The organism is Kitasatospora sp. NPDC001540 (genome assembly GCF_042894345.1).
GTDB classification, from domain to species: Bacteria; Actinomycetota; Actinomycetes; order Streptomycetales; family Streptomycetaceae; genus Kitasatospora; species Kitasatospora phosalacinea_C.
Genome location: NZ_JBIAVO010000060.1, coordinates 1 through 24807 on the forward strand (window position 1 = coordinate 1; position 24807 = coordinate 24807).

Genomic DNA, 24807 nt, shown 5'->3' on the forward strand with positions numbered 1-24807 from the left:
CAGTTGCACTCGCGTCATACAACACGATCTACCGGACCAGGGCCTACCACCAGGGCAGAACCCGCAAATTGATCACAACCAGATACGCGCCCTAGCCGAGGACGAGTTCGTGCTCGACGGACGACTCGTCGCCCGGGACGGGGACGGAGCGGCCGCTGCGGGTGAAACCGGCCTTCCGGTAGAAGGCTTCGGCCCGCTGGTTGTCCTGGTGCACGTAGAGGCGGACGCGGGAGACCTTCGGCTCGTCGAGCCCGCGGGCGAACGCGATCGCCGCGTCGAACAGGGCCCCGGCCAGGCCGGTGCCGCGCTGCTCGGGGCGGACGAACACGCCCACCAGGTGGGCCTGGTCGACCTCGACCGGGGCGCCCATGACGTCCTGGTGGCCGGCCCGCTCGATCAGCACCGTCACCGATCCGTCCCAGCCGCCGTCCGCCCGCTCGGCGACGAACTGCCGGATGGTCGCCCCGCCCCAGGAGCCGGCCGCCCGCCCCTGCCAGTGCTCGTCCGGCCGGCCGGCGGCGTTGTCGTACGTGTCCAGGAAGGCGATGGCCGCGGCCGGGTCCCGCAGGGCGTCCAGGCGCAGTTGCTTGACCCGCTGCCAGTCCTCGCCGGTCACGGCGCGTATCACGTGGTTCATGTACAGATCATTGGCGCGCCCGGGGGCCGGGGCAAGTGGATTTCGGACGCTCCGGCGGGCCCGCGAAATGCGCTCGTCCCCGGCCCGGGCCCTGCGGCAGGATGGCGACCGACCGCCGCCGCCCGGAGCGGGAGCAGGAGCAGGAGCAGGGAGAACCCGTGCGCGAACCCGGCTACTACCGCGATCTGGCGAACGCCTCGTCCGACCCCGCCGTGCTGCACGAACTGGCCCGCTGCCCGTACCCGTTCGTCCAGCACGCGGTGGCGGCCAATCCGTGCACCCCGCCCGCCGCCCTGGCCGAACTGGCCGTGCTCTGCGGCCGGGCCCCGGGCGCCCGCGCGCCCTGGAACGACAACCGCCTGCTCCTGCTGCTGGCCCGCCACCCGGCGGCGGACCGGGCCGTCCTCTCGGCCGCCGTGGACGCCGCCGCCGCCCGCCTCACCGCCCGGACCCGCCCGTACCGGGCCGTCCTCGCCCTGGCAGAGCGCCCCGAGCTGCGGACGGAGGAACTGCTCGCCCTCGCCCGGCTGCCCGGCGCCTCCGCCCGGCTGCGCGGCGGTCTGCGACGGGCACTGGCCGCCCGCCGCCCCCTGCCGGAGCCGAAACCGGAGCCGAAACCGGGGCCCGAGCAGGGGCCGGGGGCGGGGGCGGGGCCGGATCAGACGATCAGCCGCTCGACGCCGTAGCCGCCGATCAGCAGGCGTTCCTTGCGGTTGCCGATGAGGCGCTGCGTCCAGTCGACGAAGCCGCCGTCGGCGACCTCCACCGGTTCGGCCCCGGCGGCGGGCGCCACGAACACCTTGTAGCACAGGCGGGTGTAGTAGCCGCGCCCGCTCGCCCGGCCGGGGTCCTCCACCAGATCGAGGCCGACCCCGGGGCCGGGGGTGTCGGCCAGGGCCTCGCGCACCCGCGCGATCAGCGGCGCGGCGGACGGATCGAGGCCGGTGAGCCGGATCTCGACCCGTCCCGCCCCGGCCCGTCCCGCCCCGGCCCCTCCCGCGCCGGTCCGGGCGAGCGCCCGGGCGGCGAAGCGGAGGTGTTCGACGAGGTGCTGCCGTTCGAAGGCCAGACCGCCGGTGTCCCGGCCCGCGGTGACCAGGCCGAACAACTGGAAGTGCGCGCTGGCGCCGGGGGCGGCGAACTGCTGGGCGCGGACGACGCGTTGGGTGGTGGCGAGCCGGACGGGGGTGGCCGAGCGCGGGTCGGCGGCGAGCAGCAGGGCGCGACGGCGGGCGGCTTCCAGGGCGAGCGTGTTGGTGGGGTCGGCGGCGACCTCGGTGCCCCGGACGGTGGCGACGACCTTGCGGGCGTCCACCGGGCCGACGGCGGTGTGGGCGGCGAGCGGGACGAGCGGGGCGGGGACGAGCGTCCGGAAGTCCGGGGGCAGTGCGTCGATCAGCGCGTCCTCGGCCCGGCGCAGCCGTCGGAGGTCGACGTCGGCGGGGGTCACGAAGCGGTCGGTGCGGTAGCGGCGCATCACCTCCGCCGGGGTGGTCCGTTCGGCCCGGCGCCGGGTGGCTTCCAGCAGCAGGGTGGTCAGGTCCGTGCCGGACAGTTCCCCGGCCAGCAGTCGGAGGAGTTCCGGCCCGCCGGGCCCGGCCAGGATCCGGCGCAGCGCCGGGCCGTCCCCGGCGTCTCCCGGTGTCTGGTTCGTCATGGCGGGCCAGTATCGCCGGTGCCCCGGTGCGGGGCACCGGCTTTTCCGCCCGCCGCCCCTCCCGGCGGAGTGGCGGAGCCTCCGGAGCACCCGGCCCCGGCCCCAGCCCCGGACCCGGCCCCCCGGATCGACGCCGGATCACCCGGGCCGCTGCCGGAGCACCCGCGTCAGCGCCGGAGCACCCGGGTCCGTCCGGCAGGGACGGCGAGGGTGTCGGAGACCTCGGCGCCGGTGAGCAGTTCGGTGCCCGGTCCGGGGGCCGGAAGGTCGACGTCGACCGCGCCGTGGTTGATCGCGAAGAGGTACCGGCCGTGTTCGCCGACCCGCTCCACCACCTCGACGTCGTGCGGCAGTCGGCGCTCCGCCAGCCCCGCGTCCGCCGCGGCGGCGCTCAGCACCCGGGCGAGCCCTTCGCCGTCGAGGCGGGCGGAGACGTACCAGGCGTGGCCGCGGCCGAGGGCGTGCCGGGTGACGGCGGGCCCTCCCGCGGCGGGTCCTCCGGCGGGGCCGTCGGCGTAGCGCCACACCGTCTCGGCACCCTCGGTCACCACGTACTCGGTCCAGGCCTCGGCCCGCAGCGGCTCCCGGCCGTCCGCGCCCTCCAGCCGGACGTCCGCGCCGGCCCGCAGCGGGGCGAACTCCTCGACGGTGAGTCCGAGGACCCCGCGCAGGGCGCCGGGGTGCGGGCCGGGGTGGACGGTGTCGTGCTCGTCGACGATGCCGGAGAAGCAGGAGACCAGCAGGGTGCCGCCGTTCTCGACGTACTGGCGCAGGTTGTGGGCGGCGGCCTCGGTGGTGAGGTAGAGGGCGGGGACGACGACCAGCGGGTAGCGGCTCAACTCGGCCTCGGGGTGGGCGAAGTCGACGGTGAGGTGGGCGTCCCAGCTCGCGGTGTACCAGGCCTCGGCGCGTTCTCGGGCGTCCAGGTCGATGCTGGGGCGCCACTCCAGGCGCTGGGCCCACCAGGACTCCCAGTCCCAGAGCATCGCGGCGTCGGCCTGCACCAGGCTGTCGCGGATCTCCGCCAGTGCGCCCAACTCCTGGCCCAGTGCCACGACTTCGCGCCAGATCCGGCTGCTGGTCCCGGCGTGCGGGAGCATCGCGGAGTGGAACTTCTCGGCGCCGGAGCGGGAGGCCCGCCACTGGAAGAACATCGCGCCCTCGGAGCCGCGGGCGACGTGCGCGAGGCTGTTGCGGGCGAGTTCGCCGGGGCGCTTGGCGAGGTTGCGGGGCTGCCAGTTGACGGCGCCGGTGGAGTGCTCGAGCAGCAGCCAGGGGCGGCCCGCGGCGACGGAGCGGGTGAGGTCGGCGGCCATGGCGAGGTTGATCTGGCTGCGCGGGTCCTCGGCGACCAGGTAGTGGTCGTTGGAGACCAGGTCCACCTCGCGGCCCCAGGCCCAGTAGTCCATGGACTGGCACTGGCTGAGGGCGGTCATGAAGTTGGTGGTGACCGGGATGCCGGGGGCGAGGCGATGCAGCAGGTCGCGTTCGCGCTTGAAGTTGGCGAGGACCGCGTCGTTGGTGAAGCGGGCGTAGTCGAGCTGCTGGGCGGGGTTGCCCGCGGTGGGGGTGAGGCGGGGCGGCTGGACGTCCTCCCAGGAGGTGTAGCACTGGCCCCAGAACGTCGTCCCCCAGGCGGAGTTGAGCTCCTTGAGGGTGCCGTAGCGGTCGCCCAGCCACCGCCGGAAGTGGGCGGCGGACTCCTCGCAGTAGCAGTCGCTGACCGGGACGCCGTACTCGTTGTGGACGTGCCAGAGGGCGACGGCGGGGTGCGTGCCGTAGCGGCGGGCGAGCTGTTCGGTGATCCCGGCGGCGGCGCGCTGGTAGGCGGGGGAGCTGTGGCAGATCGCGCCGCGGGAGCCGAAGGCGTAGCGGGTGCCCTCGCGGGTGACGGGCAGCGCCTCGGGGTGGTCGCGGTAGAACCAGGCGGGCGGGACGACGGTGGGGGTGGCCAGGTCGGCGCGGATGCCGTGGGCGTGCAGCAGGTCGAGCAGGCGGTCGAGCCAGCCGAACTCGTAACGGCCGCGCTCGGGTTCGAGCAGGGCCCAGGAGAAGATCCCGACGCTCACCATGGTGACCCCGGCCTCGCGCATCAGGCGGACGTCCTCGGCCCAGACCTCCTCGGGCCACTGCTCGGGGTTGTAGTCGCCGCCGTAGGCGAGCGGGTCGAGGCCGAGCGGGCGGGGGTACCTCGGGTGGGCCATGGTGTGCTCCCTGGTGAAGAACTGTGAACGTGCACACCCTAGTCACCTTCGGGTGTCGTTGTGTCTCGCCCAGATAACCGTACGAGCTCAGGCATTGACAAGTGTCTCCCAGGTTTCCGTACTGTGAACGTGCACAGCGACGGACCGGGCCTCTGCCCCGCCCGTCGCGGCCTGAGCAGTCCCCCCGCACCACTCCCCCGGGCGGGCCGCGGCGCACCCCCTCGCGCGGCGGCCGGCCGCCCGGCCCCTCACCCGACATTCCGTGATCCTCGGGAGGATCCATGCACCGTCGCCTCGCCCTCGCCGCGGCCGCCGCCCTGTGCGGCACGCTCGTGCTGTCCGCGTGCTCGTCCGACGGCGGCTCCGGTGATTCCGCCAAGGCCGCCTCCGGCCCGGTGAAGCTGACGTTCTGGTCCTGGGCGCCGAACATGGACAAGGTCGCCGAGGCCTGGAACAAGGCGCACCCGGACATCCAGGTCAGCGTGCTGAAGCAGGCCGGCGGCGACGACCTGGTCACCAAGACCATCACCGCGGCGAAGGCGGGCAACGCCCCCGACCTGATCCAGGCCGAGTACCAGGCGCTGCCGACCCTGGTCTCCAACGACGTGCTGGCCGACATCGCCAAGCAGGCCGGGAGCGCGAAGTCGCAGTTCGCGGACGGGGTGTGGAAGCAGGTCACGCTCGGCTCGGACGCGGTGTACGCGATCCCCGAGGACACCGCGCCGCTGGCCTTCTACTACCGCCAGGACCTGTTCCAGCAGTACGGCCTCAAGGTGCCCACCACCTGGGACGAGTTCGCCGCCACCGCCCGCGCGCTCAAGCAGAAGGCCCCGGAGAAGTCGCTGACGACCTTCTCCGCCGCCGACCCGGGCCTGTTCGCGGGCCTGGCCCAGCAGGCGGGCGCCAAGTGGTGGACCACCTCGGGCGAGAGCTGGAAGGTCGCCATCGACGACCCGGCGACGAAGAAGGTCGCCGACTTCTGGTCCGGCCTGGTCAAGGACGGCTCGGTGGACAACCAGCCGATGTACACCCCGGCCTGGAGCAAGGCCCTCAACGACGGCACCCAGATCGGCTGGGTCTCGGCGGTGTGGGCGCCGGGCGTGCTGACCAGCTCGGCCCCGGACACCAAGGGCAAGTGGGCGATGGCCCCGCTGCCGCAGTGGGAGTCCGGCGCCTCGGTGACCGGCAGCTGGGGCGGCTCGGCGACCGGCGTGACCACCGGCGCCGTGAAGTCCGGCCACGCGGAGGCGGCGGCGAAGTTCGCGACCTGGCTGAACACCGACCCGGAGGCGCTGGCCGCCCTCGTCCAGCAGGTCAACGTCTACCCGGCGGCCACCTCGGCGCAGACCGGCAGCCTGCTGTCGGCGGCCCCCGAGTTCTTCGCGAACCAGCCCGACTTCTACGCCAGGGCCGCGGAGATCGCCAAGGGCACCGCCCCGGCCGCCTGGGGCCCGAACGTCAACGTGGCGTACTCGGCGTTCAAGGACGCCTTCGGCAAGGCCGCCCAGGACAAGGCCGACTTCGGCCCGGCGCTCTCCGCGATGCAGCAGTCCACCGTCGAGGACCTGAAGAAGAACGGCTTCCAGGTCGGCTGACCCGCCCTGCCGAGCCCCCGGTCCGCCGCTCCGCCCGGCGGCGGACCGGGCTCACCTCCCCGACCTCCCTCCCCGCGTAACCCTCCAAGGTCCTTAGGAGCCGCCATGGCCTCCCCTCCCCCCGCCGCCCGCGCCCGCCGGCGCCGCGGTTCGCTCGCCCCGTACGGCTTCCTCGGCCCGGCGACCGTGCTGTTCACCCTGTTCTTCGCGCTGCCGATCGGCTTCGCGGTGTACCTGAGCCTGCGCGCCGTGAAGGTGAAGGGCCTGGGCCTGGGGTCGCACGCCCGCACCGAGGTGTGGGCGGGGCTGTCGAACTACAGCTCGGCGCTGGCGGACCCGGAGCTGCTGTCGGGCTCCGGCCGGGTGCTGCTGTACGGGGCGCTGCTGGTGCCGACGATGCTGGGCGCGGCGCTGTTCTTCGCGCTGCTGCTGGACGTGCCGCGGGTGCGGTTCGGGGCGTTCTCCCGGCTGGTGATCTTCCTGCCGTACGCGGTGCCGGGCATCGTGGCCTCCACCCTGTGGGGGTTCCTGTACCTGCCGCAGGTCAGCCCGGGCTACTACCTGCTGACCCAGGCCGGGATGAGCGGTCCGGACCTGCTGCACGGCAGCGGGCTGTACCTGGCGATGGCGAACATCGCGGTGTGGGGCGGCACCGGCTTCAACATGATCGTGATCTACACCTCGCTGCGGGCCGTCCCGGCCGAGCTGTACGAGGCGGCCCGGCTGGACGGCTGCTCGGAGCTGCAGATCGCGCTGCGGATCAAGATCCCGCTGGTGGCGCCGTCGCTGGTGCTGACCTTCTTCTTCTCGATGATCGCCACGCTGCAGGTGTTCGCGGAGCCGATGACGCTCAAGCCGCTGACGAACTCGATGAGTTCGACCTGGTCGCCGCTGATGAAGGTGTACCGGGACGCGTTCGTGCAGGGCAACATCTACTCCGCCGCCGCCACCTCCGTGGTGATCGCAGCAGCCACCCTGCTGCTCTCCTTCGGGTTCCTGAAGCTGGTCAACAAGCGTGCCAACGGAGGCAGTTGAGATGAGCACCACGACCGCCCCGGCCCCCCGCCGGACCGCCCCCGCGCTGCCCCGCCAGGGCTCCGCCCCCGCCCCGCGCCGCACCGCCTGGACGCCGACCCTGCTCCTGCTGCTGGGCGCGGTGTACTGCCTGGTGCCGGTGGTCTGGGTGGTGACGGCCGCGACCAAGAGCCGCCAGGAGCTGTTCACCACCTTCACCTACGCCCCGGGCTCCGGCTTCTGGGACAACCTGACCGAGCTGTCCTCGTACCGCGGCGGCGTGTACTGGCAGTGGATGGCCAACTCGGCGCTGTACGCGGGCGCGGGCGCGCTGCTGTCGGCGGCGGTGTCCGGCGTGACGGGATACGCGCTGGCCAAGTACCGCTTCCGGGGCCGCTCCACGGTGTTCAACGTGCTGCTGGCGGGCGTGCTGATGCCGCCGATCACGCTGGCGGTGCCGCAGTACCTGCTGATGTCGAAGGCGGGCCTGGCGGACAGCTACTGGTCGGTGCTGCTGCCGAGCATCCTGTCCCCGTACGGCATCTACCTGTCGCGGATCTACGCGGAGGCGGCGATCCCGGACGAGGTGGTGGAGGCGGCCCGGGTGGACGGGGCGCGGGAGTGGCGGCTGTTCCGGAGCGTGGCGCTGCCGATGATGGTGCCGGGGCTGGTGACGGTGTTCCTGTTCCAGTTCGTGGCGATCTGGAACAACTTCCTGCTGCCGTACATCATGCTCGGCGACGACCACAAGTTCCCGGTGACGGTGGGCCTGTACTCGCTGCTGCAGCAGGGCGCGAACGAACCGGCCCTGTACACCCTGGTGATCACCGGCGCGCTGCTGTCGATCCTGCCGCTGATCGCGCTGTTCCTGGGCATGCAGCGGTACTGGCGGGTCGACCTGCTGTCCGGCGCCGTGAAGTCCTGACGGGCCGCCAGTACAGTGACCCCGACACCTCGATCTGCAAGGACCTGCATCCCCATGACGGAACCAACCCCCCGCGGCCGGGCGGCCGGACGGCCCAAGCGCCCGCCGACGATCCACGACGTGGCCGCGGTGGCGGGCGTCTCGCGGGGCACGGTGTCCCGGGTGCTGCAGGGCGGGCACAACGTCAGCCCGGCCTCGCAGCAGGCGGTGGAGGCGGCGATCGCCAAGCTCGGGTACGTGGTGAACCGGGCGGCCCGCAGCCTGGTGACCCAGCGCTCGGGTTCGGTGGCCTTCCTGCTGACCGAGCCGCAGGAGCGGTTCTTCGAGGACCCGAACTTCACCACCCTGCTGCGCGGTTGCACGGCGGCGCTGGCCGAGCACGACATCCCGCTGCTGCTGATGACGGCGGGCGACGACGCGGAGCGCCGCCGGGTCACCCGCTACCTGGCCGCGGGCCACGTGGACGGGGTGCTGCTGGTCTCCTCGCACCGGGGCAACCCGATGATCGAGCACCTGCGCGAGGCGGACATCCCGATGGTGTGCTGCGGCCGCCCGCTGGGCCAGCGCGGCCGGGTGCCGTACGTGGCGGCGGACGACCGCGAGGGCGCCAAGGACCTGGTGCGCCACCTGCTGGAGTCGGGCCGCACCCGGATCGCCACCATCGCGGGCCCGCAGGACACCCCGGGCGGCGTGGAACGGCTGTCCGGCTACCGCGAGATCCTGGCCGAGTACGGCCTCCCGGCCGACGAGCGGCTGGTCGCGTACGGCGACTACAGCCGGGTCGGCGGCGAGCACGCGATGCGTGAACTCCTGGACGCAGAACCGGAGTTGGACGCCGTGTTCGTGGCCTCCGACCTGATGGCGGACGGCGCGCTGTCCGCCCTGGAGCACGCCGGGCGCAGCGTCCCGGGGGACGTCGCGGTGGGTGGTTTCGACGACTCGCCGGTGGCGCTGACCACCCGTCCGCCGCTGACCACGATAAGGCAGCCGTGGGACCGGATCTCCGCCGAGATGGTCCGGCTGCTGCTGGACCGGATCGCCGGGGAGGAGGCTCCGACGGTGATCCTGCCGACCGAGCTGGTGGTGCGCCGGTCCGCCTGACCGGGAGGCCCGGAGGCCCTGACACCCGATCTCCCGGGCGTCAGGGCCTCCGGGCGTTCAGGCCCGGCGGTGGCGGCTGTAGCAGGCCGGGCCGACCGGTTCGGCCTGCACGCAGCGGAAGTCGCCGACCGGCGCGCCCTCGGGGAACAGCCGGGCCCCGGTGCCGAGCACCACGGGCACGGTCAGCAGCCGGTACTCGTCGACCAGGTCGGCCTCGATCAGCCGGTGCACCACGCCGATGCTGCCGGTGACGACGACGTCGCGGTCCTGCTCCTTCACGGCGCTCAGCAGGTCGCCCTCCAGCAGCCGGGAGTTGGCCCAGGCGGCGGTGTCGGCGGCGGTCAGGGTGCGGGAGGCGACCAGCTTGGGCGCGGCGTTCATCCGGTCGGCGAACTCGCCCGTCCGGTTCGGCCAGAGCCGGGAGAACAGCTGCCAGGTGCGGCGGCCCAGCAGCAGCACCCCCTCGTCCAGCGTCCGCCCGAGGCGGAACTTGTCGCCGGAGACGTGCTCCCGGCCGTGCCGGAACATCCAGCCGCCCAGGGGCGTTCCGTCCGACCCGTCGGGGTCGGTGATCCGGCCGTCCAGGGTGGTGAACTCGATGACGACGACGCTCATGGCGGTGCTTCCTCTCCGGTGGGGTGTTCCACCGGTACGTACCGGCGCCGCGGCCGGAACTCATCGCCGTCGCGGGGAGGGAGTTCTCCGGGCACCGGGGCGCGCCGCTACAGCGCCGCCACGGCCGCTACAGCCGCTGCGGCAGGTCGAACAGGCCCAGCACGCCGGGGTCGGTGTAGACGGTGGCGCGGGTGACCGATCCGGCGGCGGCGTCCAGCAGTTGCACGCTGTGCAGCAGGTGCCCGCGGCCGTCCGGGGCGGGGGCGTAGGCGGCGAAGGCGCTCTGGCCGTTGGCGCCGACGGGGCGGGTCAGCCAGCCGGTGCCGCGCATGGCGTAGACCCGGTCCATGAACTGCCCGTAGTGCAGCGGGCCGCGGTACCAGAGCGCGAGCGGCGGCATCTCCAGGACGGCGTCGTGGGCGAGCAGGCCGACCAGGGCGGGGACGTCGGCGGCCTCGAAGGCGGCGAGGTAGCGCTCCAGCACGGCCCGCTGCTCGGGCCCGTCCGGTTCCCGGAGCCGGTCGGCCTCGGCCTCCTTGAGGGCGCTCCGGGCGCGCTGCAGGGCGCTGTTGACGGCGGCGACGGTGGTGTCGAGCTGTTCGGCGACCTCGGCGGCGCTGAACGCCAGCACCTCGCGCAGCACCAGGACGGCCCGCTGCCGAGCGGGCAGCAGTTGCAGGGCGGCGATCCAGGCCAGCCGCAGGTCGGTCCGGGCGGCGGCGTCGAGCCGGGCGTCGGGGAAGGGCTCCAGCCAGGGCACGTCCGGCGCGGGGGCGAGCGGGGCGAGCGGGTCCCGGTCGGGGGCGCCAAGCCCGGCGGGCAGCGGACGGCGGGCGCGGCCCTCCAGGGCGGTGAGGCAGGCGTTGGTGGCGATCCGGTAGAGCCAGGTGCGGACCGAGGCGCGGGCGGGGTCGTAGCGCTCGCGGGCGTTCCAGGCGCGCAGCAGGGTCTCCTGGACGAGATCCTCGGCGTCGTGGAAGGAGCCGGTCATCCGGTAGCAGTGGGCGGTCAGTTCGGCCCGGTGCGCGTCGAGGTCCACGGGCCCCATCCTGCCGCACCGGGGCGCGGGGTCGGAGCGGGCGAGGTTCGTACCGGCAGGGTTCGGGCGAAGCCCCTTCCGATTCCGGTCGGGTTCTGACAGAGTCGTCCGCTATCCGGTGCACCGGGGCCGGAACGAGGGGGACGGGTACAGATGCTGGGCTTCGTGCTGCTCCGGCTGCGCGGGCGGCTGCCGCTGGCGGCGGCGGTGCTGTTCACGGTGCTGACCGCGACGACCGTGCTGACCGCCCTGCTCGCCTTCGACCGGGCGGTGACCGGGGCGGGCGTCCGCCGGGACCTGTCGGGCGGCCGGGCCACGGTGCTGCTGAGCACCGACCACGGGCTGGACGGGCGGGCCGCGGACGACGCGGGCGCGGCCGCGCTCGGCGCCGACCTGTTCGACGGGCTGCCGGTGACGGTGCAGACCCTCGCCCGCAGCCGCGCGTACGGCCTGCCCGCCGCGCCCGCGCGCTCCGCCGCCCCGGCCCGCGAGGTCGACCTGACGGTGCTGGCGGCGCTGGACCGCGACCGGGTGCGCCTGACGGCCGGGCAGTGGCCCGCCGCCCCGGGCGCCGACGGGGCGGTGCAGGTCGTGGTGCCGGGCGGCGCGCTCTCCCGGCTCGGCCTGGAGCCGGGCGCGCTGCCCGCGCAACTGGTGCTCTCCGACCGCTACGGCGGGGCGCCGCTGACCGTCCGGGTCACCGGCGTCTACCGGGCGCTGGACCGGGACGCGCCCTACTGGCGGCTGGACCCGCTGGGCGGCCGGGAGGTGCAGGTCCAGGGCTTCACCACGTACGGGCCGATGCTGGTGGACGACGGCGCCTTCGGCTCCGGCCGACTGCCGCAGGGCAGCCGCGGCGCGCTGCTGACCGCGGACTTCGCGGGCGCCGACCGGGCCCGCGTCGGGCGGGTCGAGGAGCGGGCCGCCCGGCTGCCGGAGCTGATCAAGCGGGACGCCCCGGGCTTCCAGTCGCAGACCGAACTCCCGGCGCTGCTGGCCGAGTTGCGCTCGGCCGCGCTGGTGGCGGAGTCGAACCTGCTGATCGGCGCGCTGCAGTTGGCGGTGCTGGCGGGCGCGGCGCTGCTGCTGGTGGTGCGCCTGGTGGCGGGGCGGCAGGCCCGGGAGGACGCGCTGCTGGCCGCCCGGGGCGCGACCCGGGGTCGGCTGGCCGCCTGGGCGGCCGTCGAGGCGCTGTTGCTGGCGCTGCCCGCCGCGCTGCTGGCGCCGCTGCTGACCGGCCCGCTGCTGCGGCTGCTGACCGCGCGCGGCCCGCTGGCGGGGCTGCCGCTGGCGGGCTCCGACACCGCGGTGCGCTGGCCCGCGGCGGCGCTGTGCGCGCTGGCCTGCGTGCTGCTGGCGGTGCTGCCCGCGGTGGGGCGGCGCGACCGGGCGCGGGTGGTGTCGCGCCGTCAGGCGGTGGTCGGCGCGGTGGCCCGTTCCGGCGCGGACCTGACGCTGCTGGTGCTGGCGGTGATCGCCTACCGGCAGTTGGACGCCCGCACCGGCGGCCTGTCGGCGGCCGCGGACGGCACGCTGGGCATCGACCCGGTGCTGGTCGCGGCGCCGACCCTGGCGCTGTGCGCGGGCACCCTGCTGGTGCTGCGGCTGCTGCCGTTCGCGGCCCGGCTCGGGGCCCGGCTGGCGGCGCGGGGGCGCGGGCTCGGGGTGGCGCTGGGCGGCTGGCAGCTGGCCCGCCGCCCGGGGCGGGCGAACGGGCCGGTGCTGCTGCTGGTGCTGGCGGTGGCGACCGGGGTGCTGGCGATCGGCCAGCACACCGCGTGGCGCGACTCGCAGCGCGACCAGGCCGACTTCGCCACCGCGGGCGGCCTGCGGATCAGCGGTTCGGCGCTGCCCGCGCTGGGCCAGGGCGGGCGGTACGCGGCGCTGCCGGGCGGGGAGCGGCTGCTGCCGGTGGCGCGGGTCGACCAGTCGCTGCCGGGCGGGCGGCAGGGCCGGGTGCTGCTGACCGACACCGCCCGGGCGGCCGCCGAGCTGCGCGTGCGGCCCGACCTGTTCGACGGCCGTCCGGCCGGGGAGTTGCTCGCTCCGCTGGCCGCGCCGCAGCCGCCGGGCGTGCCGCTGCCCGGGCACCCGGCCCGGATCGACCTGACGCTGTCGGTGCACACCGCCGACCGCCCCGTCCCGGACCCGGCGCCGCTGCAGGCGCCCGACCTGTGGCTGCAGTTGCGCGACGGCTTCGGGGCGGCCCACCGGGTCCTGGTGCCGCAGTTGCCGGCCCGGGGGGAGCTGACCGTCCCGGTGAGCCTGGACGCGTTCACGGCCGCGCCGCTGGGCTCGGCCGCCGCGCCGCTGACCCTGACCGGCTTCGGGCTGGTGTACCCGTCCAGCTGGTCCGAGAGCGCCGGCGACCTGACGGTCCGCCAGGTGGCCGTCGCCGAGAGCGCGGACGGGCCCGCGGTGCCGGTCGCGCTGCCCGCGGGCGCCTGGCGCGGGCAGGCCGATCCCGGCGTCCCGGCGCAGGTGGAGAGCGGCCCGGACGGGCTGGTGACCGTGCGCTACCGGCCGGGCGAGGAGCAGCACGAGGGGGCGCGCGCGGCGGCGCTGGCGCCCGGTGGCGCCCCGCCCGGCGCGGAGGTGCCGGGCCTGGCGACCGGCGCGTACCTGACGACCGTCGGCGCCGCGGTCGGCGACCTGGTGAAGGTGCAGGTCGGCAGCGCCAGCCTGCCGGTGCGGATCACCGGCCGGGTCGAGGCGCTGCCGGTGTACGGCAGCACCGGCCTGCTGCTGGACCTGGCCCGCACCGACCGGTGGCTGGCCGAGCGCGGCCTGGACGCCCCGCCCGTCTCCGAGTGGTGGCTGCCCGCGACCGGACCCGGCGACGGCGTCCCGGCCGCGGCCGCGGCGGCGCTGCGCGCGGGCCCCACCGCGCAGCGGCTGGACCTGCTCGGGGAGGACGCCGCCGCCCGGCTCGGCGACCCGTTGAGCGCCGCCCCGCAGAGCGCGCTGGCCGCGCTGGCGGTGGCCGCGGCGGTGCTGGCCGCGATCGGCTTCACCGCGGCGGCCACCGCGGGCGCGGCGGAGCGGGCCGGTGAGGCGGCGGTGCTGCTGGCGCTGGGCGCGCCGCGGCGGCTGCTGAACCGGAGCGCCGCCGCCGAGCAGGTGGTGCTGGTGGGTCTGGGCACCGGCGTGGGTCTGCTGCTGGGCACCGCCCTGGTGCACCTGGTGGTGCCGTTGGTGGTGCTGACCCCGGCGGCGCGCCCGCCGGTGCCGGGGGTGCTGGTCGGGCTGCCGCCGGGCCAGGTGCTGGCGCTGGCCGCCGTCTCGGCGGCGCTGCCGCTGCTGTCCGCCTTCCTGTTCGGCGGGCCCCGCCGCCGCACCGCCCCGGCGGCCCGCCTGCGCTCCGCGGAGGACGCATGACCCCGGCCCCGCCGCCGACGCCCCGCCCGCTGCCCGCCGTCCGTCCGCTGCCCGCCGCCCGTCCGATGCCGCCCCTGGAGGAGCGATGAACGCCCCCGCCCCCTGGGTCAGCACCCGGCTGCGCACCGCACCGCTGGCCGCCCTGCTGACCGCCGTCCTGGTGCTGGCCCTGGTCTTCCTGGCCGCCGCGCTGCCCCGGGCCCTGGACCGGGGCGCGGACGGCGCGCTGCACGGCTTCCTGCGCGGCTACGGCCCGGTCTCCACCAGCGTGGTGGTGACCTCCGGCCCGCCCGCCGGCAGTGATCCGGCGCAGCTCCTGGACACCACGGCGGGTCGGCTGACCGACGTGATCGGCTCGCGGCTGCCGCTGGACCCGGCCGGTCCGGTGTACGGGCGGCGGGCCACCCAGCCGCGTTCGCTGCCCGATCCGGCGTTGGACCGTCCGGAGGGCGTCGCGCCGGAGCTGGCGCTGCTGTACCAGCACGGGGCGCGCGAGCACGTCCGGTTGACGGCCGGTCAGTGGCCGGGCGGGGCGGCGGCCGGGGAGCCGGTGCCGGTGGCGCTGTCGGAGTCCGCGGCCGCCACGCTGAAGGTCGCGCCGGGCGCGGTGTTCGACGGCCGCGCCTCGGTGCTGTTCCCGAACGTCCCGTTCGCTCCGGCCCGGGTGCGGGTGGTGGGCCTGTACGCGGTCGACGACCCGGCCGACCCGTTCTGGGCCGAGGCGGGCTGCGCGCTGAAGGCGTGCCGGAACCTGACGCCCTCGCACGGCCCGGGCGACCCGCCGATGGCGTACTGGTACGCGGTCGCGCTGACCGGTCCGGAGGGGGTGCCCCAGCTGAGCCGCTGGGGCAGCGGGGCCGAGGACTTCTGGCGGCTGCCGGTGCGGGTGGACGCGCTGCGGGCGGACCGCCTGGCGCAGACCTCCTTCGCGCTGGCGACGGTCACCTCGGGGCCGGTCGCGGTCGAGGTGACCACCGGCAGCGGGCGGCCGGACGTGCGGATCGGCTCGGCGCTGCGCGGGGCGATCGACACCGCGCGGCAGCGGCAGGCCGCGATCGACTCGTTGACGGCGGTGGGCCCGGCGGGGGCGGCGGGCGTGGCCGTGGTGGTGCTGGGGTTGGCGGCGGCGCTGGGGGCGGAGCGGCGGGCGGCGGAGCTGCGGCTGCTGCGGGCCCGGGGCGCGGGGCTGGGCGGGGTGTTCCGGCGGCTGCTGGGCGAGGGGGCGTGCACGGTGCTGCCCGCGGCGGCGCTGGGCGCGGGGCTGGCGTTCGTGCTGCTGCCGACGCCGCGCTGGGTGCCCGCCGCGGTGGCGGCCGGGTCGGTGGCGCTGCTGGCGCTGCTGGCCTTCCCGGTGCGGGTGGTGCTGGTGCTGCGCGGCCCGTCGGGCGGGACCCGGTCGGGTCGGCGGCGGCTGGTGGCGGAGCTGGCGGTGCTGGCGGTGACCGCGGCGGCGGTGGCGCAGGTGGCGCGGCGCGGGGTGGCCCCGGCGGGCGCGGGGGTGGATCCGCTCCTGGTGGCGGCGCCGTTGCTGCTGTCGTTGACGGGTGCGCTGCTGCTGGCCCGGTTGCAGCCGGTACTGATCGGCTGGTTGGCCCGCCGGGCGGCTCGGCGGCCGGGCGCGGTGGGTTTCCTGGGCCTGGCCCGGGCGGCCCGGGGCGGCGGCCGGGAGCGGGCGCGTCCGTCGGTGCTGCCGTTGCTGGCGCTGGTGCTGGCGGTGGCGTGCGGCGCGGTGGGCGCGGACGTGCTGGGTTCGGTGGCCGCGGACCGGCTGCGGGTGGCCCGGTACGGTCTGGGCGGGGACGCCTCGGTGAGCGCGGGGTTGGAGCGGGCGCTGCCGGAGGCCTTCCTGGCGGCCGCGGACCGGCTGCCGGGGGTGGAGACCTCGCTGCCGGTGTGGATCGAGGACGACGTCACGATGTCGGTGGGCAGCGGCGCCTCGGTGCGGGTGAACGTGGTGGCGGCCGATCCGGTCCGGTACGCGCGGCTGGCCGAGGTGGCGGGGCGGGGCCGGTTCGATCCGGCGCTGCTGGCGGGCGGGCTGGACGGCGGTCCGCTGCCGGTGCTGGTCAGCGGCGACCTGCCGTCCGGCGGGTTCAGCCTGCGGCTGGCGGGCGGTGACGCGGTGGAGGTCCGCACCGTGGGGGTGGCCGACGGGACGCCCGCGGTGAGCGGGGCGAACGGCCCCACCGTGGTGATGTCCTCGGTCGCCGCCGCCGACCTGCTGCCGCGCTTCGGCGGCCCGGACAAGTGGCTGGCCGCCGGGCACCCGGACGACGGTCAACTGCGGTCGCTGGCCGAGCGGTTCCTCGGCCAGCCCGCCTCCGGCACCCGGCCGGGCCACCTGGTGCGGACGGCGGCCGGGGAGGCCGCGGCGCTGGGCAGCGACCCGCTGCAGGCCTCGGCGGTGCGGCTGTTCTGGGTGTCGGTCGGCGCGACGGCGCTGTTCGCGCTGCTGTCGGTGCTGCTGACGCTGCTGCGGGCGGCCCCGGAGCGGGCGACGGTGCTGGCCCGGCTGCGCACGATGGGGCTGCGGCCCCGGCAGGGGCTGGCCCTGGTGCTGGCCGAGGTGCTGCCGCAGGCGCTGGTCGCGGCCCTCGGCGGGGCGTTGACCGCGGTGTGCTGCGTGCGCCTGCTGGGCCCGGCGGTGGACCTGTCGCCGCTGGTCGGGTCGGGCATCCCGACCGGGCTGCGGCTGCTGGCCGGTCCGATCGCCCGACAGGCGCTGGCGCTGGCCCTGTTGGCGTCCCTGGCGGTGCTGGTCGAGGCCGCCGTCACCGCCCGTCGGCAGATCGCCACCGAGCTGCGCGCGGGTGACACCGAATGACCTCCACCCCGTCCGTAGGAAGGGACGACCCGATGAGCACTCCGCCCCCGAGCCTGGACGAGTTGCGGGCCAGGGCGCTGGCCGCGGCCGCGCCCCGCACGGCCCGCACCGACCTGGCGATCAGCTGCGAACGACTGGTCAAGATCTTCACCACCGACAAGGTCGAGGTCCAGGCCCTCCAGGGCCTGGACCTGACCGTCGACCGCGGCGACCTCATCGCCCTCGTCGGCGCCTCCGGCAGCGGCAAGTCCACCCTCCTCAACATCCTCGCCGGACTCGACGCCCCCACCGCCGGCACCGCCACCGTCGACGGCCGCGACCTGCTCACCATGACCCCGAAACAGCGCCTGCACTACCGCCGCGAAACGGTCGGCTTCGTCTGGCAGCAGACCGCCCGCAACCTGCTGCCCTTCCTCACCACCGCCCAGAACACCGCCCTGCCCATGCAACTGCGCGCCGGCCACCGGGCCGCGAAGCGGCAGCGGGCCCGGGTCGCGGAGCTGCTCGAAGCCCTCGGCATCGCCGACCTCGCCCACCGCCGCCCCGCCGAACTCTCCGGCGGCCAGCAGCAGCGCGCCGCCATCGCCGTCGCCCTCGCCAACGACCCCACCGTCCTGCTCGCGGACGAGCCCACCGGCGAACTCGACACCGAGACCGCCACCGGCATCTTCGACGCCTTCCGCACCGTCAACCGCGAACTCGGCACCACCGTCGTCATCGTCACCCACGACCCGATGGTCGCCGCCGAGGTCCGCCGCACCGTCGCCGTCCGCGACGGCCGCACCAGCACCGAGGTCCTCCGCCGCACCGAGATCGACGAGCACGGCACCGAAACCGTCCACGAGCGCGAGTACGTCATGCTCGACCGCACCGGCCGCGTCCAGCTCCCCGCCGCCTTCCTCACCGCCCTCGGCATGCGGCACCGCGTCGCCGCCGACCTCGCCGCCGACCACATCGCCCTCCACCCCGACGACTCCTCCCGCTGAGCGGCCGGTTGTCGGACCGGCGTACTAGGGTGGTTCCCGTGGCAATGATCATGGATCGTGACGCGGTGGCGGAGCAGTTGGAGCCGTTCCGCCGGGAGTTGACGGCGCACTGCTACCGGATGCTGGGTTCCGCCTTCGAGGCGGAGGACGCGGTGCAGGAGACGCTGCTGCGCGCCTGGTCGAAGTTCGACGGCTTCCAGGGCCGCTCCGCCCTGCGGACGTGGCTGTACCGGATCGCCACCAACGTCTGCCTGGACATGGCCCCGGCCGCCCAGCGCCGGGCCCGCCCGATGGACCTCACCTCCCCCTGCCCGGCGAACGCGCCGGACCTCGCCCAGTTGCAGGAGAACGTCTGGGTCGGCCCGGTGCCGGACGAGCGCGTGCTCTCCGGGGATCCGGCGGAGGTCGCGGTGGGCCGGGAGTCGATCCGGCTGGCGTTCGTCTCCGCCCTGCAGAAGCTGCCCGCCCGGCAGCGCGCCGTCCTGATCCTGCGGGAGGTGCTGGCCTGGTCGGCTGCGGAGACCGCGGAGCTGCTGGAGACCTCGGTCGCCTCGGTGAACAGCGCCCTGCAGCGGGCCCGGGCCACCGTGTCCGCCCAGGGCCCGGCGGGGGACGTCCTCGATCCGCTGGACGAGACCCAGCGCGCCCTGCTCGCCCGCTACGTCCGGGCGTTCGAGGCCTTCGACATCGAGGGCCTCCAGCGCCTGCTGCACGAGGACGCGGTGCTGAACATGCCGCCGTTCCAGATGTGGGTGCGGGGCGTGGTCGAGCTCGGCGCGTGGTGGCGGGGCGCGGGCTGCGGCTGCGCGGGCTCCCGCCTGCTCCCGGTCGAGGCCAACGGCAGCCCGGCCTTCGCCCAGTACCGCCCCGCCGAGGACGGCAACGGCTGGACGCCCTGGGGCATCACCGTCCTGGAGATCGTCGACGGCCGGATCGCCACCATGACCAACCACATGGACGTCGACCGGCTCTTCCCGCTCTGGAACCTCCCGATGCGCCTGACCACCGACCCGCGCGGCTGACCCTCACTCCACCGGCAGCGTCTCCGCCAGCCCGGTCAGCTCCAGCAGCGCCCGCCACCGCTCCCCCGCCCCGCGCAGCACCACCCGCCCCCCGGCCCGCCGCGCCACCAACGCCAACCGCCCCACCCGCCGCAGCTCCCCCGCCCCCGGCTCCCCCACCACCAGCACCACCCGCAGCGCCCCTCCCCGCCCCGCCACCGACGCCAGCAACGCCCCCGCCCGCTCCTCGTCGACACCGGGCCGCAGGACGATCTCCAGGTTCTCCATGCCCGTACTGACCGCCCGGCCGCCCGGAACTCATCGCCCGCCGCCGGCTCCCCCGCTCAGACGAAGTAGCCGCCGTCGACGGCGAGCACGCTGCCGGTGACGAACGCGGCGGCGGGCGTGGCGAGGAAGACCACGGCGGCGGCGACCTCCTCGGGGCGGCCGTAGCGGCCGAGCGCGTTGGCGGCGCGCTGGAAGTCGGCGTGCGGGCCGTCCTCGGGGTTCATCTCGGTGTGGGTGGAGCCGGGCTGCACCACGTTGACGGTGATGCCGCGTCCGGCGAGCTCCTGGGCGGCGGCGCGGCTGTAGGCGACGACGGCGGCCTTGGTGGCGGCGTAGTCGGCGAGGCCGGGCCGGCCGGGGCGGGCGGCCAGGTTGGAGCCGATGGTGACGATGCGTCCGCCGTCCGGCAGCAGGTTCGCGGCGGCCCGGATCGCGGCGCTCACCCCGCCCACGTTGACGGCGTGCTGCCGGGCCAGGGCCTGCGCGTCCACCTCGCCGGTGATCGGCCCGGGGGCGATGACGCCCGCGTTGTTGACCAGGACGTCGAGCCGCCCGAAGTCCGCCGCGACGGCGGCGACCAGCGCCTCGACCTGGGCCGCGTCCCCCTGGTCGGCCCGGTACGCGGCGGCCCGCCGCCCGAGCGCCTCGATCCGCCGCACGACCTCCTCGGCGCGCGGGCCGGAGCCGCTGTGGCTGAGCGCGACGTCCGCCCCGGCCGCGGCCAGGGCGAGCGCGGTGGCGGCGCCGATGCCGCGGGAGCCGCCGGTGACCAGGGCGGTGCGGCCGGCCAGGGCGTCGGGCGCGAAGACGGCGGTCGCGGTCGGTTGCGTCATGTCGGTTCCCCTCCGATATGTGTACCGCTCGGTACACATCGGGGACGCTACCATATCGATCGGTACAGAATCACCGGCCACCACCCCGAACCCCCCGGAAGGCAGGGCGACATGACGGGCCGTCCGCGCGCGTTCGACCGCGACGAGGCGCTCGACCGCGCCGTGCGGGTCTTCTGGCGGCACGGCTACGAGGGCGCCGCGCTCTCCGACCTCACCGCCGCGATGGGCATCAACCGCCCCAGCCTGTACGCGGCGTACGGCAACAAGGAGTCCCTGTTCCGCCAGTGCCTGGACCGCTACCAGCAGGGCCCGGCCCGCCACGCCCGGGAGGCCCTGACCCGGCCCACCGCCCGCGCCGTCGCCGAGCACCTGCTGCACGGCACCGTCGCGGTGGTGACCCGCGAGGAGGGCCCCGGCTGCCTCCTGGTGCACGGCGCCCTCGCCACCGGCCCCGGCTCCGAGGCGGTCCGCGCCGAGAGCGCCGCCCGCCGCGCCGCCCACCGCACCGCCCTGCGCACCCGGCTCGAACAGGCCGCCCGCGCCGGGGAGTTCCCCCCGGACACCGACCCCGCCCTCCTCGCCGACCACCTCACCACCCTCACCTACGGCCTCGCCGTGCAGGCCACCGAGGGCCTCCCCGCCCCCCGCCTGCGCCGCATCGCCGCCCACGCCCTGCGGCACTGGCCGCACTGACGCCCCGCCGCCCGGGCCGGGAACGGCGAACCGCCCGGCACCGCGCGCGTTCGCGGTGGCCGGGCGGTTCGCCGGAGTGCCGGGGTCAGACGGCCTTGGCCTCGGGGGCGGTGGCCTGGGCGGGCTGGGGCGGGGAGCCTGCGGGCTTGCGGAAGAAGAAGTACAGCGTGGGCACCAGGTAGAGCGCCCAGACCCAGACCTGGGCCTTCGTCGGGTCGGGCTGGAAGTTGAACACGCCCTTCAGCAGCGTCCCGTACCAACTGTCGGCGGGGATGGTGCTGGAGATGTTGAAGGCGTGCGCGGAGAGGCCGGGGAGCCAGTCGGCCTCCTGGAGGTCGTGCACGCCGTAGGCGAGGACGCCCGCGGCGACGACGACCAGCATGCCGCCGGTCCAGGTGAAGAACTTGGCGAGGTTGATCTTGACCGCACCGCGGTAGAACAGCCAGCCGAGCACGACGGAGGTGAGCAGGCCGAGGCTGGCGCCGGCCAGCGGGCTCCAGCCGTCGCCGGTGGACTGGACGGCGGTCCAGATGAACAGCGCGGTCTCCAGGCCCTCGCGGCCGACGGCGAGGAAGGCGGTGACGATCAGCGCGACGGTGCCCATGGCGAGCGCGGCGTCCAGCTTGCCCTGGAGTTCGCTCTTCAGGTGGCGCGCGGTGCGGCGCATCCAGAAGACCATCCAGGTGACCAGGCCGACCGCGATGATCGACAGGCTCCCGCCGAGGGCCTCCTGGGCCTCGAAGGAGAGCTGGTTGGAGCCGAACTGCAGCACCGCGCCGAACGCCATGGCCAGGGCGACGGCGCTGCCGACGCCGATCCACACCGGGCCGAGGCGGTCCTTGCGTCCGGTCTTGACCAGGTAGGCGATCAGGATGCAGACCACCAGGCTGGCTTCGAGGCCCTCGCGCAGGCCGATCAGGTAGTTGGCGAACACGGCGGTTCTCCTCCTTGGGGACTTCAGAAGAGTGCGGGCGGGGGTCAGCCGAAGAGGGTCTGGCCCCACCACTCGCCGGGCTTGCGAACACCGGGCGGGCAGGCGAAGTGGGCGGATCCGACGTGGGTGATGTACTCGTTCAGCTTGTCGTTGGCCGCGAGCTTGGTCTGCAGCGGGACGAACGCCTTGCGGGTGTCGCGCTGGTACGCCAGGAAGAACAGTCCGGCGTCCAGGCGGCCGAGGCCGTCGGTGCCGTCGGTGAAGGAGTAGCCGCGGCGCAGGATCATCAGCCCGCCGTTGCTGTCGGGGTGCGCCAGGCGGACGTGCGAGTCGGCGGGCATCGCCGACAGGTCGGGGGCGTCGCGCTCCTTCTGCTTGCCGTAGGGGGCGCCCTCGATCTTGGTGCGGCCGAAGGTGTCCTCCTGGTCCTTGAGCGAGGCGCGGTCCCAGGTCTCGATGGTCATCCGGATCCGGCGGGCGACCAGGTAGGAGCCGCCGGTCATCCAGTCGGCGCCGTCGCCGGGGGCGACCCACACGTGCCGGGCGAGGGCGTCGGCGTCGGTCCCGGCGATGTTGTGGGTGCCGTCCTTGAAGCCCATCAGGTTGCGCGGGGTCTGGCTGTCCGGGGTGGTGGAGGAGGTCTTGCCGAAGCCGAGCTGCGACCAGCGGACGTTGACCACGCCCATGCCGATCCGGGCCAGGTTGCGGATGGCGTGCACGGCGACCTGCGGGTCGTCGGCGCAGGCCTGGACGCACAGGTCGCCGCCGCTGCGGGCGGCCTCCAACCGGTCGCCCTTGAACTTGGGCAGCTCGACCAGCGCCTCGGGCAGCTTGGCCCTCAGCCCGAACCGGTCCCGGCCGTCCTTGTCGAACAGGGTGCGCCCGAAGCCGATGGTGAGGGTGAGCCGGGAGGCGGGCAGGCCGAGCGCCTCGCCGGTGTCGTCCGGCGGCGACTCGGGGACGACGCCGACGGCGCCGCCGCCGACCTCGCGGCCGCCGGTCATCGAGGCGGCGGCCTTGGTCCACTCCTTGAGCATCTTGACCAGGGCGTCCCGGTCCTCGGTGATCACGTCGAAGGCGGCGAAGTGCAGCCGGTCCTGGACGGGGGTGGAGATGCCCGACTGGTGCTCGCCGTAGAACGGGACGTCCGGGGTCTGCGGCGCGGCGGTGCCGCCGTCCTCGGTCGACATGGTCGCGGCGGCCACCGTGCCCACCGCGGCCGCGCCGAGTGCGACGCCGGCCCCCGCCCAGCCTATGACGGCCCGTCGGCTGAGCCCGGCGCGCGGCGCCTGCCCGCCGTCCGCGACGGCGGGGGCCGCCTGCTGCTCGTTCTCGGCGTCCATCTCTGGCTTTCCCTCTCGGACGTGGAACCCGGTACGGGTGCTGCCGCGGCCGCGGCAGCACCCTGACGAAGACTTAGCTTACGCTGCCCTTACCTGTGCGTCCCGCCCGGCCCGCCCCCCTTGACCTGGGCTTGACCACCGCGGGCCGCTCCCGTGGGCCGGTGGGGTCCGCCTACTTGGTGACGACCGCGGCGGCCAGCTTGGAGAGCGGCTCGCCCAGCGAGTTGACCGCGTCCGAGAAGGCCTTGCGCTCGTCCTCGGTGACCTTGTCGTACGAGGTGTAGGTGCCGTCGGCGCCGCGGTACTTGGCGAGCAGGTCGGTGATCTTCTCGAACTCGGCGTCCAGGGTCCTGGACAGCTCGGGCTCGTGCTCGGAGGCGACCGGCTTGAGCAGCTCGTAGGCCTGGCGGGCGCCCTCGACGTTGGCGGCGAAGTCCGACAGGTCGGTGTGGCTGTAGCGGTCCTCCTCGCCGGTGATCTTGTTCTTGGAGACCTCGTCCAGCAGTTCCTTGGCGCCGTTGGCCATGCCGGTGGGGGTGATCTCGGCGCTGGGGACGCGCTTCTGCCAGTCCTTCAGGTCGGCGACCAGCTGGGTGGCGAGGGCCTTCTCCTCGTCGCCGATCCTGCCGTCCACCCAGAGCGACTTCTCGATCCGGTGCCAGCCGGTCCAGGACTGGCCCTCCTCCAGGGCGTCCTCGCGGGTGTCGGTCTTCGGGTCGATGTCGCCGAAGCTCTCGGCCACCGGCTCGGTGCGCTCCCAGCCGACCCGGGAGGCGGCGAACAGCGACTTGGCCTTCTCCACGTCGCCCGCGGTGACGGCGGCCGCGAACTGCTCCACCACCGGGATGGTCGCGTCGGCCTGCTCCTGGGCGTAGGTGCGGTAGTCGGCGACCGCCCGGGTCAGCCGGTCGTCCGCCTTCGCGGAGGCCGAGGCGCCGGCCGTGACGGTGATCTTCTGCCGGATGCCGTCGCCGGTCATGCCCGGCTTGCAGGCCACCTCGTAGGTGCCGGCCTTGATCTCGGCGTTGACGCTGACCTTGGTGCCGGGGCCGATGTTCTCCCGCTCGGTGACGATCTTGTCGCCGTCACCGTAGACGTACACCTCGGTGACCTTGCTGCCCTTGTTCGACACCGCCAGCTCGACGTGCCCGGCCGGGAAGGAGGTCTTCGACAGGTCGCACTTGTCGTCCGTCGCGGTGACCTGCACCGGCCCGGAGGCGCCGTCCGCCGAGGCCTTGCCACCGTCGTCCTTCTTCGAGCACCCCACCAGCGCGGCACCCGCCACGGCGAGGACGAGGAACGCGGCGGCGGACGTACGGCGGGCGGGCATGCTCACTCCAGGGACGAGGGGGACGCGGGGTCTGACCGATGCGGCGGCCACCCGGAGGGGTCTCCCGGCGGCCGCCCAGTAAGCTAAGGCATACCTTAGATCCCCCGCCAGGCCGGGTCGACACCCCGTGCCGCGGCCTTCTGCCCCGCCGGGTCGCCACCACCCGCTTTTTTCGGCCAACTCCCGCCCTCTGCCCAGGAGTTCACCACCACCCCGGCGGCCCCACCGACCCCGCGTGTGACCGGAACCACTCGCCCCGGAACGCCGCCGGGGGCGTGGGGCCGCGCCCCACGCCCCTGCTGCCGCCCGCCGGTCAGGGCAGGTTGCGGGCCATCACGATGCGCTGGACCTGGTTGGTGCCCTCGTAGATCTGGGTGATCTTCGCGTCGCGCATCATCCGCTCCACCGGG

21 protein-coding genes are annotated in these 24807 nt (G+C 75.2%); 10 read left to right on the forward strand and 11 right to left on the reverse strand.

The window, feature by feature from the left end:
* Positions 1-91: 91 nt before the first annotated feature.
* Positions 92-637, reverse strand: a complete 546-nt coding sequence (locus ACFY00_RS36720; RefSeq protein ID WP_388038226.1) for a GNAT family N-acetyltransferase — start codon at positions 635-637, stop codon at positions 92-94.
* A gap of 101 nt (positions 638-738) precedes the next feature.
* On the opposite strand from ACFY00_RS36720, the gene ACFY00_RS36725 reads away from it, so the two are divergent.
* Positions 739-1323: a hypothetical protein gene (locus ACFY00_RS36725; protein WP_388038229.1), complete on the forward strand. Its 585-nt coding sequence runs from the start codon at positions 739-741 to the stop codon at positions 1321-1323.
* Here the strand turns inward: ACFY00_RS36725 and ACFY00_RS36730 are convergent.
* On the reverse strand, positions 1296-2294 hold the full coding sequence (locus tag ACFY00_RS36730) for a hypothetical protein (RefSeq protein WP_388038231.1): 999 nt from the start codon (positions 2292-2294) through the stop codon (positions 1296-1298). The genes ACFY00_RS36725 and ACFY00_RS36730 overlap by 28 nt on opposite strands.
* Positions 2295-2461: 167 nt before the next feature.
* Positions 2462-4498, reverse strand: coding sequence for a beta-galactosidase (locus ACFY00_RS36735; RefSeq protein WP_388038234.1), 2037 nt, complete (start codon positions 4496-4498; stop codon positions 2462-2464).
* A 281-nt stretch (positions 4499-4779) separates the two neighbouring features.
* Here ACFY00_RS36735 and ACFY00_RS36740 point away from each other — a divergent pair, with 281 nt between their 5' ends.
* The 4 genes from ACFY00_RS36740 (at position 4780) to ACFY00_RS36755 (ending at position 9133) form a co-directional block, all read left to right on the forward strand.
* Positions 4780-6093 carry an ABC transporter substrate-binding protein gene (locus ACFY00_RS36740; RefSeq protein ID WP_388038236.1) on the forward strand — a complete coding sequence of 438 codons (1314 nt, stop codon included), beginning with the start codon at positions 4780-4782 and terminating at the stop codon, positions 6091-6093.
* A gap of 105 nt (positions 6094-6198) precedes the next feature.
* Positions 6199-7128 carry a carbohydrate ABC transporter permease gene (locus ACFY00_RS36745; RefSeq protein ID WP_388038239.1) on the forward strand — a complete coding sequence of 310 codons (930 nt, stop codon included), beginning with the start codon at positions 6199-6201 and terminating at the stop codon, positions 7126-7128.
* 1 nt (position 7129) lies between these two features.
* Positions 7130-8032, forward strand: a complete 903-nt coding sequence (locus tag ACFY00_RS36750) for a carbohydrate ABC transporter permease (protein WP_388038242.1) — start codon at positions 7130-7132, stop codon at positions 8030-8032.
* Positions 8033-8086: 54 nt separating this feature from the next.
* The gene (locus tag ACFY00_RS36755; RefSeq protein WP_388038245.1) at positions 8087-9133 is read left to right on the forward strand and encodes a LacI family DNA-binding transcriptional regulator; all 1047 of its coding nucleotides are present in this window, start codon (positions 8087-8089) and stop codon (positions 9131-9133) included.
* A 57-nt stretch (positions 9134-9190) separates the two neighbouring features.
* On the opposite strand, the gene ACFY00_RS36760 is transcribed toward ACFY00_RS36755, so the two are convergent.
* Together ACFY00_RS36760 and ACFY00_RS36765 are read right to left on the reverse strand one after the other, a co-directional pair.
* Positions 9191-9748 (reverse strand): dihydrofolate reductase family protein, encoded by a 558-nt coding sequence (locus ACFY00_RS36760; RefSeq protein WP_388038248.1) that lies wholly within the window; start codon positions 9746-9748, stop codon positions 9191-9193.
* 127 nt (positions 9749-9875) lie between these two features.
* On the reverse strand, positions 9876-10796 hold the full coding sequence (locus tag ACFY00_RS36765; protein WP_388038251.1) for a sigma-70 family RNA polymerase sigma factor: 921 nt from the start codon (positions 10794-10796) through the stop codon (positions 9876-9878).
* A gap of 144 nt (positions 10797-10940) precedes the next feature.
* Here ACFY00_RS36765 and ACFY00_RS36770 point away from each other — a divergent pair, with 144 nt between their 5' ends.
* From ACFY00_RS36770 to ACFY00_RS36785, 4 genes are all read left to right on the forward strand, one after another.
* On the forward strand, positions 10941-14165 hold the full coding sequence (locus tag ACFY00_RS36770; protein WP_388038254.1) for an FtsX-like permease family protein: 3225 nt from the start codon (positions 10941-10943) through the stop codon (positions 14163-14165).
* 85 nt (positions 14166-14250) lie between these two features.
* A complete protein-coding gene (locus ACFY00_RS36775) occupies positions 14251-16989 on the forward strand; it encodes a hypothetical protein (RefSeq protein ID WP_388038257.1) in 2739 nt (912 codons plus the stop codon).
* A 32-nt stretch (positions 16990-17021) separates the two neighbouring features.
* Positions 17022-17975 carry an ABC transporter ATP-binding protein gene (locus ACFY00_RS36780; RefSeq protein ID WP_388038260.1) on the forward strand — a complete coding sequence of 318 codons (954 nt, stop codon included), beginning with the start codon at positions 17022-17024 and terminating at the stop codon, positions 17973-17975.
* Between the two features lie 44 nt (positions 17976-18019).
* Complete coding sequence (locus ACFY00_RS36785) at positions 18020-18997, forward strand: sigma-70 family RNA polymerase sigma factor (protein ID WP_388038278.1); 978 nt, start codon at positions 18020-18022, stop codon at positions 18995-18997.
* A gap of 3 nt (positions 18998-19000) precedes the next feature.
* On the opposite strand, the gene ACFY00_RS36790 is transcribed toward ACFY00_RS36785, so the two are convergent.
* Positions 19001-19264, reverse strand: a complete 264-nt coding sequence (locus tag ACFY00_RS36790; RefSeq protein WP_388038262.1) for a hypothetical protein — start codon at positions 19262-19264, stop codon at positions 19001-19003.
* 56 nt (positions 19265-19320) lie between these two features.
* Entirely contained in the window at positions 19321-20097 is a 777-nt protein-coding gene (locus ACFY00_RS36795) for an SDR family NAD(P)-dependent oxidoreductase (protein WP_388038264.1), read from the reverse strand.
* Positions 20098-20208: 111 nt separating this feature from the next.
* Between ACFY00_RS36795 and ACFY00_RS36800 the strand changes: the two genes are divergently transcribed.
* Positions 20209-20790 (forward strand): TetR/AcrR family transcriptional regulator, encoded by a 582-nt coding sequence (locus ACFY00_RS36800; protein ID WP_388038267.1) that lies wholly within the window; start codon positions 20209-20211, stop codon positions 20788-20790.
* 85 nt (positions 20791-20875) lie between these two features.
* Here the strand turns inward: ACFY00_RS36800 and efeU are convergent, their stop codons facing one another.
* The 4 genes from efeU to ACFY00_RS36820 form a co-directional block, all read right to left on the reverse strand.
* Positions 20876-21724: an iron uptake transporter permease EfeU gene (efeU, locus tag ACFY00_RS36805; protein WP_388038270.1), complete on the reverse strand. Its 849-nt coding sequence runs from the start codon at positions 21722-21724 to the stop codon at positions 20876-20878.
* A gap of 44 nt (positions 21725-21768) precedes the next feature.
* The gene (efeB, locus tag ACFY00_RS36810) at positions 21769-23067 is read right to left on the reverse strand and encodes an iron uptake transporter deferrochelatase/peroxidase subunit (protein ID WP_388038272.1); all 1299 of its coding nucleotides are present in this window, start codon (positions 23065-23067) and stop codon (positions 21769-21771) included.
* Between the two features lie 172 nt (positions 23068-23239).
* A complete protein-coding gene (gene efeO / locus ACFY00_RS36815) occupies positions 23240-24397 on the reverse strand; it encodes an iron uptake system protein EfeO (RefSeq protein ID WP_388038275.1) in 1158 nt (385 codons plus the stop codon).
* A gap of 313 nt (positions 24398-24710) precedes the next feature.
* The coding region (locus ACFY00_RS36820; protein WP_157849844.1) for an acyl-CoA dehydrogenase family protein at positions 24711-24807 on the reverse strand (97 nt) is incomplete at its 5' end.